The organism is Kribbella sp. NPDC049584, from assembly GCF_040675555.1.
In the GTDB taxonomy this organism is placed as follows: Bacteria; Actinomycetota; Actinomycetes; order Propionibacteriales; family Kribbellaceae; genus Kribbella.
Window position 1 is genome coordinate 38,247 of the sequence record NZ_JBFAPF010000009.1, and the last position, 15,383, is coordinate 53,629.

Sequence of the window (15,383 nt, forward strand, 5' to 3'; positions counted from 1 at the left end):
ACCAAGCCGGCGGAACCCTTCTCAGTATCAGCGCAACGGTTGGCTGATGGCGTGAAGGTGCTGGAGCCCGCTGGTGGCGTTCCGAGCGCCGGCAGGCTGGCGACTTCGGTGCTCGCCGGGTCGTTGGCTAGCCAGGGCTGGTGTCGCCGAGCGTGCTAGCGGCCTCGTGTCCTGCGTGGCGGACAGTGAAGGCCATGACGATCTGGGAAAAGCCCCGGAACAGCGCCAGGAACCCGACCCAGAACAAGATCAGAAAGGCTCGCTGGCCCAGGTTGTACACCCGGTCCGAGCCCGACACCCAGAACGCCAGCAGGACCAGCAGGATCCCGGTGATCAGGCTGAGCCACCAGTACGGGTTCACCGGCCGCGAGGCGATGGCCTGGATAATGTCGAAGGCGCCGTACAAGAAGAGGATCAGTCCCAGCACCGAGGCAAGGGCGAAGAAGGTGTTGACCGGCCGGATGAAGCCGTATAGCGCGCCCAGGAAGAAGATGACGGCCAGGATGTAGTGCCAGATCTTCCAGCCGCCGGGGGTCAGGGTCGCCACCCCTACCTCGTTGATCCCGGCCAGGAGGAACACCACCCCCAACAGCACCCCGACGGTGGCGATCGAGGTGCTGTTCAGGCGTAGCACCAGCCAGGCGATCAGCAGCCACACGACCCCCGAGATCAGGAAGACCCACCAGTAGCGGGCTGCCTCCCGCACGATCATCCGCTCCGCGGTCACCATGTGGATCCCCCTTTGTCCAGTTCCACCAAGCGAGACCGACGCTATGCCGGGACGCTATGCCTGCAGAGATAGCGAATCAAGAGGTCGCGGATCCGTCCGACTGTGCGGCGCGGGATTCGGCGGCTTCCTCGGCGGCGGCCGTCAGTACGGCCTCGCTGAGGGCAACCGCGACGCCCAGCGACTGGACGATCTTCGTGGTGGCCGCCAGCACCCGGGGTGCGCCGACGATGGGTGCGACGGTGACGAGCACCGATTGGGCGACTTCGAGGGTCAGGCCGGCCTCGGCTGCCGGGCCGATGTTCAGCAGGTAGGACTCGGCGGGTGCGTCGACTGCGACGAGTGCGGCCAATCGCGCCACCATCAGGGTCTGCGGGTCGAGGTCGGACTCGATGAGCGACGCAGTCGTCATGGCGCTCAGAGTGTCGAGGATCGGTGTTGCGGCCTGGTCGTCCATGAGCTGAGCACTCCCTTCCGGGTCGCGAACGCGTGACCCATGGCTGTCGTCATCACGACCCTTCGATGAGATCGCGGCCACCGCTCAGATACGTCACCCGGAGCGGATGATCCGCGCAGCGGGTTCGACTCCAGCCGGCGCCAAGGAGGCATGGACACTGGGCCCTGTGGCATCAGAAGACGATGAGCACAAGCGCGGGACATTCCCGAGACGATTCGAGCCGTCCGCGCGCCGGCCAGCCTGACGCGGCGGGGAGCCGGGTGGACTCCCCGCCGGTTCGTGCGGCGCGCCGGGGCAGTTGCCCGGTGGACCGACACGCACGCCGCCGGAGGCGGCCAATAAGACAGCCCGCCGCGAAGCGGTGTCCCTTGGAGCGTGACCAGCGCAACGCGGCGGGGAGCCTGGTGGACTCCCCGCCGGTTCGTGCGGTGCGCCGGGCGATTGCCCAGTAGACCGATTCGTACGCCGCCGAAGGCGGCCAGCAAAACAGCCGCCGCGAAGCGGTGTCCTTTGGACCGCTGCCCGTCGGTTCGTGCCATTCGCCGGGCAGTTGCCCAGTGGACGGACATGCACGCCGCCGGAGGCGGCCAACAAAACAGCCGCCGCGGAGCGGTGTCCTTTTAGTCTTTGATGCCGGACTGGGTTACGCCTTGGATTAGGTAGCGCTGGAGGAAGGCGAAGATTAGGACCAGCGGGAGGATGGAGACCGCTACGGCCATGAAGAGTTCGTGGATGTTGATGGTTTGGGCGGTGATGAACGTCGACATGGCCACCTGGATCGTCCACGAGGACGAGTCCTGGCCGATGACCAACGGCCAGAGGAACGAGTTCCAGTTGCCGATGAAGGTGATGGCCGCCAAAGCAGCGAAGAACGGCAACGAGTTCGGTACGACGATCCGCCAGAACACCCCGAAATACCCGGCGCCGTCAACCCGCGCCGCCTCCTCGAGCTCCCGTGGGAAGCCGAGGAAGTACTGCCGGAACAGGAACGCCGCGAACCCGCTGAACAGCGTCGGGATGATCAGGCCCCGCAGGGACGACACCCAGCCGAGCGACGACACCACGATGAACGACGGGATGAAGGTCACGGCGCCCGGGATCATCAACGTGGCGACGATCGCGTAGAAGATCTTGTCCGCGTGACGGTAAGGGATCCGCGCCAATCCATACCCAGCCATAGATGCCAACAGCAACTGCCCCGCCGTACCCAGGATGCCGACAACGGCCGAGTTGTACAGCGCCCGCGCCATCGGGACCTGGGTGTCGTCGAACAGTTCCTTGATGTTGCTCCATTGCAGATGCGACGGGAACAACGTCCACGTCGGCGCCGTGATGTCGGCCTCGGTCGACAGCGCATTGCGCAGGATCAGGTAGAACGGCAGCAGGAACAGCACGACCGCGATGAACAGTGCGATCCACCGCAGCACCATGCCGACCCGCCCCATAGTGCTCTGGGTGAAGCCGATCGGTTGCGGCGTTCCCGTCGTACGCTCCGAGACTGCCATCAGTCGCCCGCCTTTCCGAAGCCGAAGATCCGGCTCTGCAGCAGCGTCACGATCATGATGATGACCGCCAGGATCAGGGCGCCGGCTGAGCCGTGCCCGAGGTCCTGGATCGAGCCGAGCGAGATGCCGTACAGGTAGACCAGCGGCGGCCGCGCGTAGTTCACGTTGCCGATCAGGTTGTAGAACTCGTCGAACGCCTGGTACGCCGCGATCAGGTTGAGGATCAGTACGGCGACCGACGTCGCCCGCAGTTGGGGCAGCGTGATGTACCGGAAGACCTGCCACCCGGGCTTCGCCCCGTCGACGTACGCCGCCTCGTACAGCGTCGGCGAGATCCGCTGCAGCCCCGCGATGAACAGGATCATGTAGAACCCGAGCTGCAACCACAACCGGACGGTGACCAGCGGGAGCCAGTACCACGGTGGCGAGACCGTCGAGAGCCAAGCAATGTTGTCGATCCCGAACCAGCCGAGCACCGTGTTGGCCAGGCCGAACCGGACACCGTTGAAGATCGACAAGCGCCAGATCAGCGACGCCACGACGTACGAGCACGCGGTCGGCAGGAAGAACACCGATCGGAAGAACGCCCGCGCGATCTTGACCTGGTTGACCAGCAACGCCAGCACGAGCGAGAGCACGAACGTCAGCGGCACGATGAACACCGCGAAGATCGTGAACGTGCCCAGGCTGGACAGGAAGTTGTGGTCGGTGAGCATGTCGATGTAGTTGCGGAGCCCGACGAACTTCGACGGCGTCGCGGTGTTGTAGGCCTCGAAGAAGCTGAGGACCAGGCTCCAGATGATCGGCAGGTACGAGAAGATCAGCAGGCCGAGCACGAACGGCCCGACGAACACCCAGAACCACAGGGTGTTTCCGGCGATCCCCTTCTGCCGGCGCCGCCGCGGTCTCCGTCGCTCACCAGTGGTGACGGAGTCCGCGGCCGACGGCGTCTTGGTCGGAGCGCTCATCCGAACAACCGGGAAAGCTCAGCGTTGACTGTCTTCTCGGCTTTCGCGATCTCGGCGGCGGGGTCGGCTCCCTTCTTGATGACGTTGGTCAGCATGTCCCCGAACGCCGTGCCCATCTTCGGCGTCCACGCCGGGTTGTCGGTGTAGCCGTGGTCCTGGGTCAGCTTGACCGTGTCGGCAGCGACGCCGCTCTGCAGCTTGGAGGCCTTGGCCGCAAGGCTCTTGCGCGGCGGAATGTGGAAGCCGTAGTTCAGCGACCAGTCCTCCTGGTAGTCCGTCTTGTCGATCCACAGCCACTTGACGAACTTCTTCGCCGCGTCGATGTTCGGGCTCTTCGCGGAGACGAACTGCGTCCAGCCGCCGGAGTACACGGCCGGCTGGGCCTGCGCGTCGAGCTTCGGGAACGGGATGACGCCGATGTCGTCGCCCAGCGCCTTCTGCATGCCCGGCACCGCCCACATGCCGATGAACTGCATCGCTACCAGGCCCTGGTTGATGGCGGTCGGGTCCCACCAGTCCGTCGGCGCGCCGAGCAGGATGCTCTTGCTCGCATAGAGCTCGTGAAGTTTGCCGAAGGCCTGGGCGGCCCGGGCATCGGTGAAGCCGGGCTTGTTGTCCTTGGTCAGGAACTCCCCGCCGGACGAATACAGCGCCGGCCCGCCCATGACGTTGCCGCCGTCGTTGCCGACGAAGATGCCCTTCACCTTGTTCGTGGTGAGTTCCTTCGCCGCGGAGATCAGGTCGTCGACCGTCTCCGGCGGCTTGATTCCGGCCTTGTCCAACAGGCTCTTGCGGTAGTAGATGACCTGCGGGTCGATGATCATCCGGATCCCGTAGATCTTGCCGTCGAGCGTGTTGGTTGCCAGGTCGCCCGGCTGGAAGTCGTCCTTGACGTCGGACATGATGTCGTCCAGCGGCACCACCTGGTTGCTCTTCACCATGGCGATGTTGAAGTGACCCTCGAAGACATCCGGGCCTTTGCTGGACAGCAGGCCGGACGCGAGTTTGGCGTCGTAGTCACCTGGGGTCCACTGCACCGCGACGTTCGCGTCGGTGTAGGCCTTGGCGTACCTCTGCGCGGCCTGCTGGGTGCCTGTCTCGCCGTACTGGTGGTACCACTGCGACAGGTTGACCTTCGTTCCGCCGCCTCCGCCCCCTGAGGACGGTCGGCCGGTATTGCCGCCGCAGGCCGCGGTGAACGCGGCGAGTGCGGCCAGTCCACCGGTCCGCTTGAGTAGATCCCGCCGGGACAATCCGGCGTTCGGAACATGAGCAGGCATGAATTCCACCTTCCCGAGAGGGAACGTCGCAGGGGTACGACGCACGGTTCCGAGTTACTTAACGACGTTAAGCATCTCTGAGTTGGCACACATTACTACAGGTCAATCGTTGTAGAAGTGCCTAGCACGATGACTCAAAAGTGCGCCGTGCGCAAGACCGGACTGCGACCTTCTTTGTTGGAATGTGTGGAATGTTGTCAGGCCGTGATCACGTAAACATCTCACCGGCGGCAGACCTTCGGACCAGCGGTTCCGACGGCTCGAAGCGTGCACCGTATACAGCGGCCAATTCGCGCGACCGGGCAACGAAAGCTTGCAGCCCGTAGGCGTTGACGTACTGCAGCGCACCTCCGTGCAGCGGCGGGAAACCGATGCCGAAGATCGATCCGATGTTGGCATCCGGCACCGATCGCAGCACTCCCTCGTCGAGACACTTCACGGTCTCGAGCGCCATCGCGAACAACATCCGCTCCTGCAGATCGATCAGCGGTACGTCGTTGTCACGGGCAAAGTGCTCCCACAGTCCTGGCCACAAACGCTTCGGGCCGTCCGACGGATAGTCGTAGAACCCGGCACCAGCGGCCTTACCGCGCCGGCCGAACTCGTTGACCAGCCGATCGGCAACCGCCATCCCGGGATGCTCGTCGAATGCCCCGGCGCTGTCGCCGGCCGCGCGAGCAGCGTCGCGGATCTTCTGCGGCAGGGTCAGCGTCACCTCGTCGAGCATCGCCAGCGGCGGCGCCGGGAAACCGGCCTGGGTTGCGGCCCGCTCGATCATCACCGGGTCGATACCCTCGGCAACCATCGCGGCGCCTTCCATCACGAGCGTGCCGAAGACCCGCGACGTGAAGAACCCGCGGCTGTCGTTGACCACGATCGGCGTCTTCTTGATCTGCCGTACGACGTCGTAGGCGCGGGCGATCGCCGTGTCGGACGTCTTCGCCCCCACGATCAGCTCGACCAGCGGCATCCGGTCGACCGGCGAGAAGAAGTGCATGCCGATGAAGTCGTCCGGCCGGTCGATCCCGTCGGCCAGCGAGGTGATCGGCAGCGTCGACGTGTTCGAGCAGAGCAACGCGTCCGGCTCGACCACGCCGGCGATCTCCGCGAACACCTTCTGCTTGAGACCCGCGTCCTCGAAGACCGCCTCGATCACCAGGTCGCACCCGGCCAGATCGTTCGGGTCCCCGGTCGGCGTGATCCGGCTGAGGAACTCCTCGACCTCCGACGCGGACATGCGGCCCTTCGACACCTGCTTCGCGAGCAGCTTCTCGGAGTACTCCTTGCCGCGCGCAGCCGCCTCCAGCGAGACGTCCTTCAGCACGACCTCGATGCCGGCCTTCGCGCACACGTACGCGATCCCCGCGCCCATCATCCCCGCACCCAGGACCCCGACCTTGCGAGCCGAGAAGCGAGGTACGTCGGAAGGCCGCGACCCGCCCGCGTTGATCGACTGCAGGTCGAAGAAGAACGCCTGGATCATGTTCTTCGCGATCTGCCCGGTGGCGAGCGAGACGAAATACCGCGACTCGATCCGCGAGGCCGTCGCGAAGTCGACCTGGCTGCCCTCGACCGCAGCGCTCATGATCGCTCGCGGCGCCGGGTACGGCGCGCCCTTGAGCTGCTTGCGCAGGTTCGCCGGAAAGGCCGGCAGGAACGCGGCCAGCTTCGGCGAGGACGGCGTACCACCCGGGATCTTGTAGCCCTCCCGGTCCCACGGTTGCTTGGCGTCACCGTCGTACGCCGTGATCCACCGGCGCGCCGCGTCGAGCAAATCCTCAGGGGCTACGACCTCATCGACGATCCCGACCGACAAGGCATGCGCGGGCTTCATCCGCTGGCCCTGCAGCAGCACCTTCATCAGCGCGTCCTGCAGTCCAAGCATCCGGACCGTGCGGGTCACTCCCCCGCCGCCCGGCAGCAGACCGAGCGTGACCTCGGGTACGCCGAGTTCGATCCGGTTGTCGTCGGCAACGATCCGGTGATGGCAGGCGAGCGCGATCTCCAGGCCGCCGCCGAGCGCCGATCCGTTGATCGCGGCAACGACCGGTACACCCAACGTTTCCAGGGCCCTGAGCTGCCGCTTCACCTCCTCGACGGTGTCGAACACCTGTGGTGCATCCGACGGCTGGATCTTCGACAGCATCTCCAGGTTGCCGCCCGCGAAGAACGTCGGCTTGGCGCTGGTGATGACGACGCCGCGCACCGACTCCTTCTCCGCCTGCAGCCGCTCGACGGCCGAGCCCATCGCCGCCAGATACGCGTCGTTCATCGTGTTCGCCGAGGCGGACGGGTCGTTCAGGGTCAGCGTGACGATGCCGTCGGAGTTGGTCCAGTCGATCATGCCGCAAGCCTCTCGATGATCGTCGCGACGCCCATCCCGCCGCCGACGCACAGGGTGGCCAGTCCGTACCGGAGCTCGCGCCGCTCCAGCTCGTCCAGCAGGGTTCCGATCAGCATCGCGCCGGTGGCGCCGAGCGGGTGACCGAGCGCGATCGCGCCGCCGTTCACGTTCACCTTCTCGTGCGGTACGCCGAGATCCTTCATGAAGTGCATGACCGCGGCCGCGAACGCCTCGTTCATCTCGAAGAGATCGATGTCCGAAGCATCCAGTCCGGCGCGAGCCAGCGCCTTCCGGGCGGCCGGCGCCGGGCCGGTCAGCATGATGGTCGGATCCGCGCCGCTGACACCGACAGCGACCACCCGGCCGCGCGGGGCCTGACCGAGCGCCTCACCGGCCTTCTCGTTGCCCACAGCAACCAGCGCGGCGCCGTCGACGATGCCGGACGAGTTGCCGGCGTGATGCACGTGCTCGATCCGCTCGACGGTCAGGTACTTCTCCAGCGCGACCGCGGCGAACCCGCCGTGCTCCCCGATCGCCGCGAACGACAGCGGCAGCCCCGCGAGCGTCTCGACCGAAGTTCCCGGGCGGACCAGTTGGTCATGGTCCAGGATCTGCAGGCCGTTGCGATCCGTCACCGGTACGACGGAGCGGGCGAAGTACCCGTTCGCCCAGGCCTTCGCGGCGCGGGCGTGCGACTCGGCGGCGTACGCGTCGACATCGGTCCGCGAGAAACCGTCGATGGTCGCGATCAGGTCGGCGCTGATGCCCTGCGGGATGAAGCCGGTCTCGAGCGCCGTCTCCGGATCCATCGCCCAAGCACCGCCGTCGGAGCCCATCTTGACCCGCGACATCGACTCGACACCGCCGGCGAGGATGAAGTCCTCCCAACCGGACCGCACCCGTTGCGCCGCCTGGTTGACCGCCTCCAGACCGGAGGCACAGAAGCGGTTCAGCTGGACGCCGCCGGTCGTCTCCGGATAGCCGGCCATCAGTACGGCGGTGCGCGCGATATCCATGCCCTGGTCACCGATCGGCGTGACGACCCCGAGGACGACGTCGTCGATCGCGGTGGCGTCCAGGTCGGGATGCCGCGTGCGCAGCTCCTGCAGCAAGCCGGTGATCAGCTGGATCGGCTTGACCTCGTGCAGCGCGCCGGTCGGTTTGCCCTTGCCGCGCGGAGTCCGGATCGCGTCGTACAGAAACGCTTCACTGGTCATGGAGCCGATTGTGACAGTTGAACTGTCATGATGGTCAAGTGCGGGTCGTTATGATCTCCGCCATGTCGGATGTCTCGGGGGCTGGCACACACACCGATGACGCCACGCTGACAGTTGACGAACTGTCGGCGCGCGTCGGAATGACTGTGCGCACTTTGCGGTTCTACGCGGGCCGGGGCCTGATCCCGCCGCCGATCAGACGCGGAAGGGTCGGGTACTACGGACCCGAGCACATCGCCCGCCTCGACCTCGTGCGCGAACTCCAGGCGCACGGTTTCACGCTGCAGGCGATCGAGGGATACCTCGACCGGATCCCGGCCGACGCGACCCCGCAGGACATCGCGCTGCATCGCACACTGCTGACGCCGTGGATGCGCGACCTCCCTGAAACGCTTGATCGGACAGCGCTGGTACGGCGTACCGGCCGCGAGCTCAGCGACGACGACATCGAGATGCTGGTCGCGCTCGGCGTCGTCGAGCCGACGCCGGACGAGGACGTGTTCCAGGTCGCGACCGCGCACCTCAGCCTCGGCGTCGAACTGCTCGACCTGGACCTGCCGGTCGAGGCGGTGCTGGACGCCGGCCGCATCTTCACCGAACACGGCCGCGCCCTCGCTGAGGAACTGACCGAGGTCTTCCGCACCAAGGTCTGGCCGCACTACCGCGACTCCGGCGGCCCGCCCGAGCACATCCAGCACCTGGTCGAACGCTTCAAGCCCGTCACGATCCAGGGCCTGGTCCTCGCCTACGAACGAGCCGTCGGAGAGACCCAGCGCGACACGATCCGCCGGACCCGGAACAAACCTCGTTAGGAGCTCGGGACCCGCAGGTAGGTCAGCCCTCGGAGGTCGAGGTACGTATCGTTCGGCCGGGTGACGACGCGCAGGAGCACGGAGTCGCAGCCCGGGCAGCGGGCCACCATGCCCGGAGCGTCGACGAAGACGTGGGCCTCCGCGAAGACGCTCGTGCGGCCGCAGCCGTTGCACTGCGCGATGGCCGAGGTCAGATCGACGGCGAAGAGCTCGCTCAGGGATCCGGCGGCCGCGTTGCCGTCCAGATAGTTCGTCTCACTCATCGCGAGCCTCCAGTCGGTCCGAATCGTTCTGTCCTCACGCGCGCCGGATCGTGCCCCGCCGCGACGAGTAGATCCGCCACCGTCTCCACGAACGGCGTCGGCCCGCACACGTACGTCGTCGCGCCGTCCTCCGGCTTGAACGCGTACTCCGAGAGCACGTCGGCATCGATCCGGCCGACGCGCGGCTCCCCCGCCGGCGCATCCCGCGTGTACACCAGCCGGACGTCGACATCGTCCGACGAGGCGAGCTCCTTGAGGTCGCTCACGTAGATCACGGACTCCGGACGCCGCACGGAGTACAGCAGCCGGAACGGCGTCGTACTGCCGGCCGAGGCATGCGCACGCAACATCGCGCGCAGCGGGACGACACCCGATCCGCCGCCGATCAGCTGCACCGGGCCGTCCTGCTCCGGCTTCCAGACGAACCAGCCGCCGACCGGTCCGCGGATCTCCAGCGGATCGCCGACGTTCAGCACGTCGACCAGGTACGGCGAGACCTCGCCGCCGGGCACCTGCTCCACCGTCAGTTCAATGGTCGACCCGCTCCACGCCGAGGCGATCGAGTACGACCTCGATGCCCGGTATCCGTCGGGCGCGGTCAGCCGTACGTCGAGGTGCTGCCCGGCGACATGCCCCGGCCAGTCCGGTACCTCAAGCTCGATCGTCCGAGCCGTCTCGGTCTCACGCCGTACGCCGGTGACCGTGGCGACCTGCCACATCAGTCGCCGGCGTATCGCTGTTCTTTCCATGGGTCTCCGTACTCGTGGTAGCCGGCCGTCTCCCAGAAGCCGAGGTCCTCGGTGTCGGAAAGCACCAGGCCGCGGACCCACTTGGCGCTCTTCCAGAAGTACAGATGCGGGACGAGCAGCCGGGCCGGTCCGCCGTGCTCGGGGTCCAGCGGCTCGCCGTCGTACTCGTAGGCGATCCAGGACTGCCCGTCGAGCAGGTCGTCCATGGGCACGTTCGTCGTGTAACCGCCGTAGCTGTGTGCCATCGCGTAGTCGGCGCCGGTCTCGACGTCCGCGAGCAGCGTGTCGAGCGACACGCCCTTCCAGGTCGTCTCCAGCTTCGACCACCGGGTCACGCAGTGGATGTCCTTGGTGATCTCCTCGGCCGGCAACGCCATCAGCGCGGCCCAGTCCCACCTGTACTTCTCACCCGTCTCGCTGGTGACGGTGAACTCCCAGTGCTCCGGAAGCACATGCGGGGTCGGTCCCGCTGACAAGACCGGGAAATCACGGGTCAGGTACTGCCCGGGCGGAAGCTCTGTCCCGCCACGCCGCCGACCGGTGAATCCAGGAGACACGATGCCCATGACGACCTCCCTCGACTCCTGCAGGCAGTCAATCATGCCGACCCGCGCTACGGCAGCGCCACGGGGCCCGCATCGGACTAGACTTTTGGATTCACACGGCGCTGCCCCGGACCCTGGCTCGCGCATCGCGCTGCGTCCGGGAGGAGCACTGATGAGCGAGTGGCATGGCGTGCCGTCGGCAATCACCGACAGGACGACCCCGCGGACCCGGCCCGAGGAAGCCACGGCGCCGGAGTCCGACGTAGAGGCGCCGCCCGACGAAGACCCTGTCGAGGAGTGAGGATCGCGAGATCAGGCACTGGTCACACGCGAGTGGTTGCCGCAGCGACGGGTCGACGGACCTCGCTCGAGGCGACAGTACAAGGACGCTTGGTGGCGCGCGGCGCGATGAAACAGATCATCGACGATTCGGCCGTTAGGGTGGAGCATCCGCCCGACGGCGGTTCGAGTCTGGACGGACAGGTGGATCACGACCGCAGCGCGAGGGTGTGGGGGGCAATCAGAGCCGTTGCCGACGGCGAAGGCACTGCCCCGTCGCTGCAACACGCTGTGTCGGCCTGTGCACAGGCGCTCTCGGCAACGGGTGCCGGGCTGGCGATGACGCGGTCCGGCGGACTTCTCGAGCCTCTGCTCGCCACCGATCCGGAGATCGGTGAGCTGGACGAGCTCCAGTTCGAGCTGGGCGAGGGCCCGAGCGGCGAGGCGAGCGCCGCCAATGCACCGGTGTTCGAGACGGAGCTGGCCGGCGTTGCGGCCGGACGTCGGTGGCCCGCGTTCGCAACCGCCGGCACCGACCGCGGCGTGCACGGCGTCTTCGCGTTCCCGGTTGCTGCCGGAGCTGCCAAGCTCGGCGTCCTGACCGTGTACCGGACACAACCGGGACCGCTGTACAGCGACCAGGTGGCCGACGCGCTGGTGTATGCCGATGCCGTGTTCGTGCTCGCGCTGGACCAGCGCCAGGGCATCAGCGCGGACCTGGACGGGGTCATCGACGCGGCCTTCACCGCCCGACGGGCCGAAGTACATCAGGCGGCCGGCCGCCTGGCATCGCAGGAGCGCATCAGCGTGACCGACGCGCTGGCCCGTCTGCGGGCTCACGCCTACAGCAACGGACTGTCGTTGCAGAGCGTCGCGATCGACGTGATGGCCGGTCGTCTGCAGCTCGACGGCGACACCGGCGACCCCGACCCGCCAGGATCATCCGGACCGAAGACAAAACGCCCCGGCAACGTCGAGAAGGAACAGGAGGAGGACTGATGACTGCATCCGACCGAAGGGTGCGAGAGGTGTTCATCGAGCTGTCGGACACTCTCGTCGACGATTTCGACATCATCGAGTTCCTGGACCGGCTCGCCGCACGCTGCAGCGAGCTGCTCGGCGTCTCGGCCTGCGGCATCCTGCTGGCCGACCATCACGGCGCACTGAACCTGGTCGCGGCGTCCACCGAGCAGGCCCGCATGGTCGAGCTCGCCCAGTTACAGAGCCTCGAAGGCCCCTGTATGGACGCGTTCACCACCGGTCAGCCGGTGCAGCATCCCGACCTCCGCAACGCCCGTGGCCGCTGGCCCCGCTTCACCGCGACCGCGATCGACGGCGGCTACCTGTCGGTGCAGGCGCTGCCGATGCGGTTGCGTGACACTGTCCTCGGCGCGGTCAACCTGTTCAGCAAGAGCACCGGCCAACAGGATGCCGACACGATCACCTTGGGTCAGGCATTGGCCGACGCCGCAACCATCGGCATCCTCCACCAGCGCGCCCTCGCCCGCCAGGAGATCGTCACCGAGCAGCTCCAGAACGCGCTGAACAGCCGGATCCTGATCGAGCAGGCAAAGGGATTCCTCAGCCACAGCCTCGACATCGCCGTCGACGTGGCGTTCGACATACTGCGCTCGTACGCGCGAGCCAACAACCGGCGCCTCACCGATGTCGCCTCCGATGTCGTCGAAGCCCGGCTGACCCTGGTCAAGTCGCCGGACTGAGCTGTGGTGCGTCGCTGACAAGCCCGTTATTCTGGGCAAATCTGTTCAGGCATGCCCTAGACCCCGGCGCCGGCTGTGGCGCGCTCCTGGGAGGGGTTAGCGCGACACCAGGTCAGCTTGGACGCCTCCCACTGCATCGCTGACGAACAGACGCAGGCCCCGCCGCCACGACGTCACCGCGTGCGCACCGGGCGACGGGCACCCTGCGGCTAGACCCCCAGCGTGCGGCCGATGATCTCCTTCATGATCTCGGTGGTGCCGCCGTAGATGGTCTGGATGCGGGTGTCGAGGTAGGCCTTCGCGATCGGGTATTCGGTCATGAAGCCGTAGCCGCCGTGGAGCTGCAGGCAACGGTCGACGACCTTCTTCTGCAGTTCGGTGGTCCACCATTTCGCCATCGCGGCCTCGGCCACGGTCAACGTGCCGGCGTTCAGCTCCTCGATGCAGCGATCGACGAACACCCGGGCGATCTGAGTCTCGGTGGCGAGCTCCGCGAGGACGAAGCGGCTGTTCTGGAACGAACCGATAGGGCGGCCGAACGCCTTGCGGTCCTTCACGTAGCGCAACGTGTCGTCGAGCATGTTCTCGCACGCCGCGGCCGCGACGACCGCGATCGTCAGACGCTCCTGTGGCAGCTTCTCCATCAGGTAGATGAAGCCCTTACCCTCCTCACCGAGCAGATTCTCCACCGGCACCCGGACGTCGTCGAAGAACAGCTCCGCGGTGTCCTGCGCCTTGAGGCCGATCTTGTCCAGGTTCCGCCCGCGCTCGAACCCGGGCATGCCCCGCTCGACCACGATCAGCGAGATGCCCTGCGCACCGGCGGCCGGGTCGGTCTTCGCGACCACGATCACCAGGTCGGCGAGGATCCCGTTGGAGATGAACGTCTTCTGCCCGTTCAGCACATAGTGGTCGCCGTCGCGGCGCGCGGTGGTCTGGATGCCTTGCAGGTCACTGCCCGCGCCGGGCTCCGTCATCGCGATCGCGCTGATCGTCTCCCCCGCGCAGAACGCCGGCAGCCAGCGTTGCTTCTGCTCCGGCGTCGCATAGTCGAGCAGGTACGCCGAGTTGATGTCGGTGTGGATCGTGAAGCCGACCCCACTCGCGCGGACCCGGGTCAGCTCCTCGATCAGCACGGCGTTGAACCGGAAGTCCCGCGCACCACCCCCGCCGTACTCCTCCGGCATCATGAAGCCGAGCAGGCCCGCCTCGCCGGCTGCGGTCCACAGTTCGCGCGGCACGATCCCGGCGTCCTCCCAGCTGTCGTGGTGCGGGACGATCTCCTTCTCGCAGAACGCGCGAACGCTCTCCCGGAAGGCATCGTGATCGGCGTCGAAGAGCTGACGTTCCACGGGCGGTTTCCTCTCAGTTCTGCGGTGTTGAATCCTGTTGGGCGGCGCCGGATTCCAGCAGGTCGTCGACGTCGGTGATGCCCCAGTCGGTCAGGGCCTCCCGGGTGTGCTCTCCCGGACGCGCCGGCGGACGGCCCAGGCTGGTCGGCGTACGGTCGAAACGTGGTGCGGGGGCCGGCTGCCGGACGCCGTGGTGGTCCACAAAGGTGCCTCGGGCAACGAGATGCGGGTGGTCGGCGGCGAGTGGCAGGACGGGTGCGACGCAGGCATCCGAGCCATCGAACAGTGCCGTCCATTCCGCCTGGGTCCGTTGCCGGAAAGTCTCGGCGAGGAGCTTGCGGAGGGCAGGCCAGTTCGACGGGTCGTTGCGGTCGGGCGCATCGATGCCGAGCTTCTCGATCAGTTCCGCGTAGAACTGCGGTTCGAGCGCACCGACCGACAGGTGCTTCCCGTCGGCAGTTTCGTAGACGTCGTAGAACGGCGCACCCGTGTCGAGCAGGTTCGTCCCGCGGTCCTGCCGCCATGACCCGGCCGCGAGCGCACCGAGCAACATCGTGGTCAGATGCGCCGATCCGTCCACGATTGCCGCGTCGACAACCTGGCCCTCACCACTGTGCAGCGCCGCGAGTACGCCGATCACCAGGTAGAGCGATCCGCCTGCGAAGTCGCCGAGCAGGTTCGCGGGCACCTGCGGCGGTCCGCCGGCTCGGCCGATCAGGTGCAGGGCGCCCGACAACCCGAGGTAGTCGATGTCGTGCCCGGCCGTCTGCGCGAGCGGACCGTCCTGGCCCCAGCCGGTCATCCGCCCGTAGACCAGGCGCGGGTTGATCGCGTGGCACTCCTCCGGCCCGAGCCCGAGCCGCTCGGCAACACCGGGCCGGAAACCTTCGATCAGTACATCGGCCTGCGCGACAAGCCGCCGTACGACGTCGACCGCGGCCGGCTGCTTGAGGTCGAGTACCGCGCTCCGGCGGCCGCGGTTCAGTAGGTCGAGTTCAGGCGGACCCATCGACACGTTGCCGCCGGGGCGATCGATGCGGAGCACGTCGGCGCCGAGCTCGGCCAGCATCATGCACGCGAACGGCGCCGGGCCGATCCCGGCCAGCTCGACCACCTTCACGCCCTCGAGTGGACCCATGGGCGCTATTGTGACAGTTCTACTGT

Annotated in this window: 16 protein-coding genes; 4 read left to right on the forward strand and 12 right to left on the reverse strand. The window is 66.9% G+C overall.

Translation table 11 applies throughout. The features are described from left to right. Positions 1-127: 127 nt before the first annotated feature. The 7 genes from AB0J62_RS27590 to AB0J62_RS27620 form a co-directional block, all read right to left on the reverse strand. Positions 128-730: a DUF308 domain-containing protein gene (locus AB0J62_RS27590; protein ID WP_363877125.1), complete on the reverse strand. Its 603-nt coding sequence runs from the start codon at positions 728-730 to the stop codon at positions 128-130. 76 nt (positions 731-806) lie between these two features. Further along, the gene (locus tag AB0J62_RS27595; protein WP_363877127.1) at positions 807-1,184 is read right to left on the reverse strand and encodes a carboxymuconolactone decarboxylase family protein; all 378 of its coding nucleotides are present in this window, start codon (positions 1,182-1,184) and stop codon (positions 807-809) included. A gap of 620 nt (positions 1,185-1,804) precedes the next feature. Next, positions 1,805-2,689 (reverse strand): carbohydrate ABC transporter permease, encoded by an 885-nt coding sequence (locus AB0J62_RS27600; protein WP_363877129.1) that lies wholly within the window; start codon positions 2,687-2,689, stop codon positions 1,805-1,807. Next, on the reverse strand, positions 2,689-3,657 hold the full coding sequence (locus AB0J62_RS27605) for a sugar ABC transporter permease (protein ID WP_130450307.1): 969 nt from the start codon (positions 3,655-3,657) through the stop codon (positions 2,689-2,691). Before AB0J62_RS27605 ends, AB0J62_RS27600 begins: the two co-directional genes overlap by 1 nt. Continuing rightward, positions 3,654-4,937, reverse strand: a complete 1,284-nt coding sequence (locus tag AB0J62_RS27610) for a sugar ABC transporter substrate-binding protein (protein WP_363877132.1) — start codon at positions 4,935-4,937, stop codon at positions 3,654-3,656. Before AB0J62_RS27610 ends, AB0J62_RS27605 begins: the two co-directional genes overlap by 4 nt. A gap of 208 nt (positions 4,938-5,145) precedes the next feature. Then, positions 5,146-7,281 (reverse strand): 3-hydroxyacyl-CoA dehydrogenase NAD-binding domain-containing protein, encoded by a 2,136-nt coding sequence (locus AB0J62_RS27615; protein WP_363877134.1) that lies wholly within the window; start codon positions 7,279-7,281, stop codon positions 5,146-5,148. Continuing rightward, positions 7,278-8,498 carry an acetyl-CoA C-acetyltransferase gene (locus AB0J62_RS27620; protein ID WP_363877136.1) on the reverse strand — a complete coding sequence of 407 codons (1,221 nt, stop codon included), beginning with the start codon at positions 8,496-8,498 and terminating at the stop codon, positions 7,278-7,280. The genes AB0J62_RS27615 and AB0J62_RS27620 overlap by 4 nt, the downstream gene beginning before the upstream one ends. A 62-nt stretch (positions 8,499-8,560) precedes the next feature. Here AB0J62_RS27620 and AB0J62_RS27625 point away from each other — a divergent pair, with 62 nt between their 5' ends. Beyond that, the gene (locus AB0J62_RS27625) at positions 8,561-9,310 is read left to right on the forward strand and encodes a MerR family transcriptional regulator (RefSeq protein ID WP_363877138.1); all 750 of its coding nucleotides are present in this window, start codon (positions 8,561-8,563) and stop codon (positions 9,308-9,310) included. Here AB0J62_RS27625 and AB0J62_RS27630 read toward each other — a convergent pair. The 3 genes from AB0J62_RS27630 to AB0J62_RS27640 are packed head-to-tail and all read right to left on the reverse strand — an operon-like array spanning position 9,307 to position 10,888. Next, positions 9,307-9,573: a DUF6510 family protein gene (locus AB0J62_RS27630; RefSeq protein ID WP_363877140.1), complete on the reverse strand. Its 267-nt coding sequence runs from the start codon at positions 9,571-9,573 to the stop codon at positions 9,307-9,309. The two genes, AB0J62_RS27625 and AB0J62_RS27630, sit on opposite strands and share 4 nt — an antisense overlap. Beyond that, positions 9,570-10,322: a ferredoxin reductase gene (locus tag AB0J62_RS27635; RefSeq protein WP_363877142.1), complete on the reverse strand. Its 753-nt coding sequence runs from the start codon at positions 10,320-10,322 to the stop codon at positions 9,570-9,572. The genes AB0J62_RS27630 and AB0J62_RS27635 overlap by 4 nt, the downstream gene beginning before the upstream one ends. Beyond that, entirely contained in the window at positions 10,292-10,888 is a 597-nt protein-coding gene (locus AB0J62_RS27640) for a sulfite oxidase-like oxidoreductase (protein WP_363877144.1), read from the reverse strand. The genes AB0J62_RS27635 and AB0J62_RS27640 overlap by 31 nt, the downstream gene beginning before the upstream one ends. A gap of 151 nt (positions 10,889-11,039) precedes the next feature. Here AB0J62_RS27640 and AB0J62_RS27645 point away from each other — a divergent pair, with 151 nt between their 5' ends. From AB0J62_RS27645 to AB0J62_RS27655, 3 genes are all read left to right on the forward strand, one after another. Beyond that, positions 11,040-11,168 carry a hypothetical protein gene (locus AB0J62_RS27645; RefSeq protein WP_363877147.1) on the forward strand — a complete coding sequence of 43 codons (129 nt, stop codon included), beginning with the start codon at positions 11,040-11,042 and terminating at the stop codon, positions 11,166-11,168. Between the two features lie 92 nt (positions 11,169-11,260). After that, positions 11,261-12,145 carry an ANTAR domain-containing protein gene (locus tag AB0J62_RS27650; RefSeq protein ID WP_363877149.1) on the forward strand — a complete coding sequence of 295 codons (885 nt, stop codon included), beginning with the start codon at positions 11,261-11,263 and terminating at the stop codon, positions 12,143-12,145. Next, positions 12,145-12,867, forward strand: coding sequence for a GAF and ANTAR domain-containing protein (locus AB0J62_RS27655; protein WP_363877151.1), 723 nt, complete (start codon positions 12,145-12,147; stop codon positions 12,865-12,867). The genes AB0J62_RS27650 and AB0J62_RS27655 overlap by 1 nt, the downstream gene beginning before the upstream one ends. Before the next feature lie 209 nt (positions 12,868-13,076). Here AB0J62_RS27655 and AB0J62_RS27660 read toward each other — a convergent pair whose 3' ends face one another. Together AB0J62_RS27660 and AB0J62_RS27665 are read right to left on the reverse strand one after the other, a co-directional pair. Then, the gene (locus AB0J62_RS27660; protein ID WP_363877153.1) at positions 13,077-14,219 is read right to left on the reverse strand and encodes an acyl-CoA dehydrogenase family protein; all 1,143 of its coding nucleotides are present in this window, start codon (positions 14,217-14,219) and stop codon (positions 13,077-13,079) included. A gap of 13 nt (positions 14,220-14,232) precedes the next feature. Then, on the reverse strand, positions 14,233-15,357 hold the full coding sequence (locus AB0J62_RS27665) for a CaiB/BaiF CoA-transferase family protein (protein WP_363877155.1): 1,125 nt from the start codon (positions 15,355-15,357) through the stop codon (positions 14,233-14,235). Positions 15,358-15,383 lie beyond the last annotated feature (26 nt).

Bases quoted from the DNA above. Each gene is read 5' to 3' on its own strand.
- AB0J62_RS27600 (WP_363877129.1), bottom strand. From the start codon at position 2,689: ATGGCAGTCTCGGAGCGTACGACGGGAACGCCGCAACCGATCGGCTTC.
- AB0J62_RS27605 (WP_130450307.1), bottom strand. From the start codon at position 3,657: ATGAGCGCTCCGACCAAGACGCCGTCGGCCGCGGACTCCGTCACCACT.
- AB0J62_RS27620 (WP_363877136.1), bottom strand. From the start codon at position 8,498: ATGACCAGTGAAGCGTTTCTGTACGACGCGATCCGGACTCCGCGCGGC.
- AB0J62_RS27635 (WP_363877142.1), bottom strand. From the start codon at position 10,322: ATGGAAAGAACAGCGATACGCCGGCGACTGATGTGGCAGGTCGCCACG.
- AB0J62_RS27590 (WP_363877125.1), bottom strand. From the start codon at position 730: ATGGTGACCGCGGAGCGGATGATCGTGCGGGAGGCAGCCCGCTACTGG.
- AB0J62_RS27665 (WP_363877155.1), bottom strand. From the start codon at position 15,357: ATGGGTCCACTCGAGGGCGTGAAGGTGGTCGAGCTGGCCGGGATCGGC.
- AB0J62_RS27610 (WP_363877132.1), bottom strand. From the start codon at position 4,937: ATGCCTGCTCATGTTCCGAACGCCGGATTGTCCCGGCGGGATCTACTC.
- AB0J62_RS27645 (WP_363877147.1), top strand. From the start codon at position 11,040: ATGAGCGAGTGGCATGGCGTGCCGTCGGCAATCACCGACAGGACGACC.
- AB0J62_RS27630 (WP_363877140.1), bottom strand. From the start codon at position 9,573: ATGAGTGAGACGAACTATCTGGACGGCAACGCGGCCGCCGGATCCCTG.
- AB0J62_RS27655 (WP_363877151.1), top strand. From the start codon at position 12,145: ATGACTGCATCCGACCGAAGGGTGCGAGAGGTGTTCATCGAGCTGTCG.
- AB0J62_RS27595 (WP_363877127.1), bottom strand. From the start codon at position 1,184: ATGGACGACCAGGCCGCAACACCGATCCTCGACACTCTGAGCGCCATG.
- AB0J62_RS27615 (WP_363877134.1), bottom strand. From the start codon at position 7,281: ATGATCGACTGGACCAACTCCGACGGCATCGTCACGCTGACCCTGAAC.
- AB0J62_RS27625 (WP_363877138.1), top strand. From the start codon at position 8,561: ATGTCGGATGTCTCGGGGGCTGGCACACACACCGATGACGCCACGCTG.
- AB0J62_RS27640 (WP_363877144.1), bottom strand. From the start codon at position 10,888: ATGGGCATCGTGTCTCCTGGATTCACCGGTCGGCGGCGTGGCGGGACA.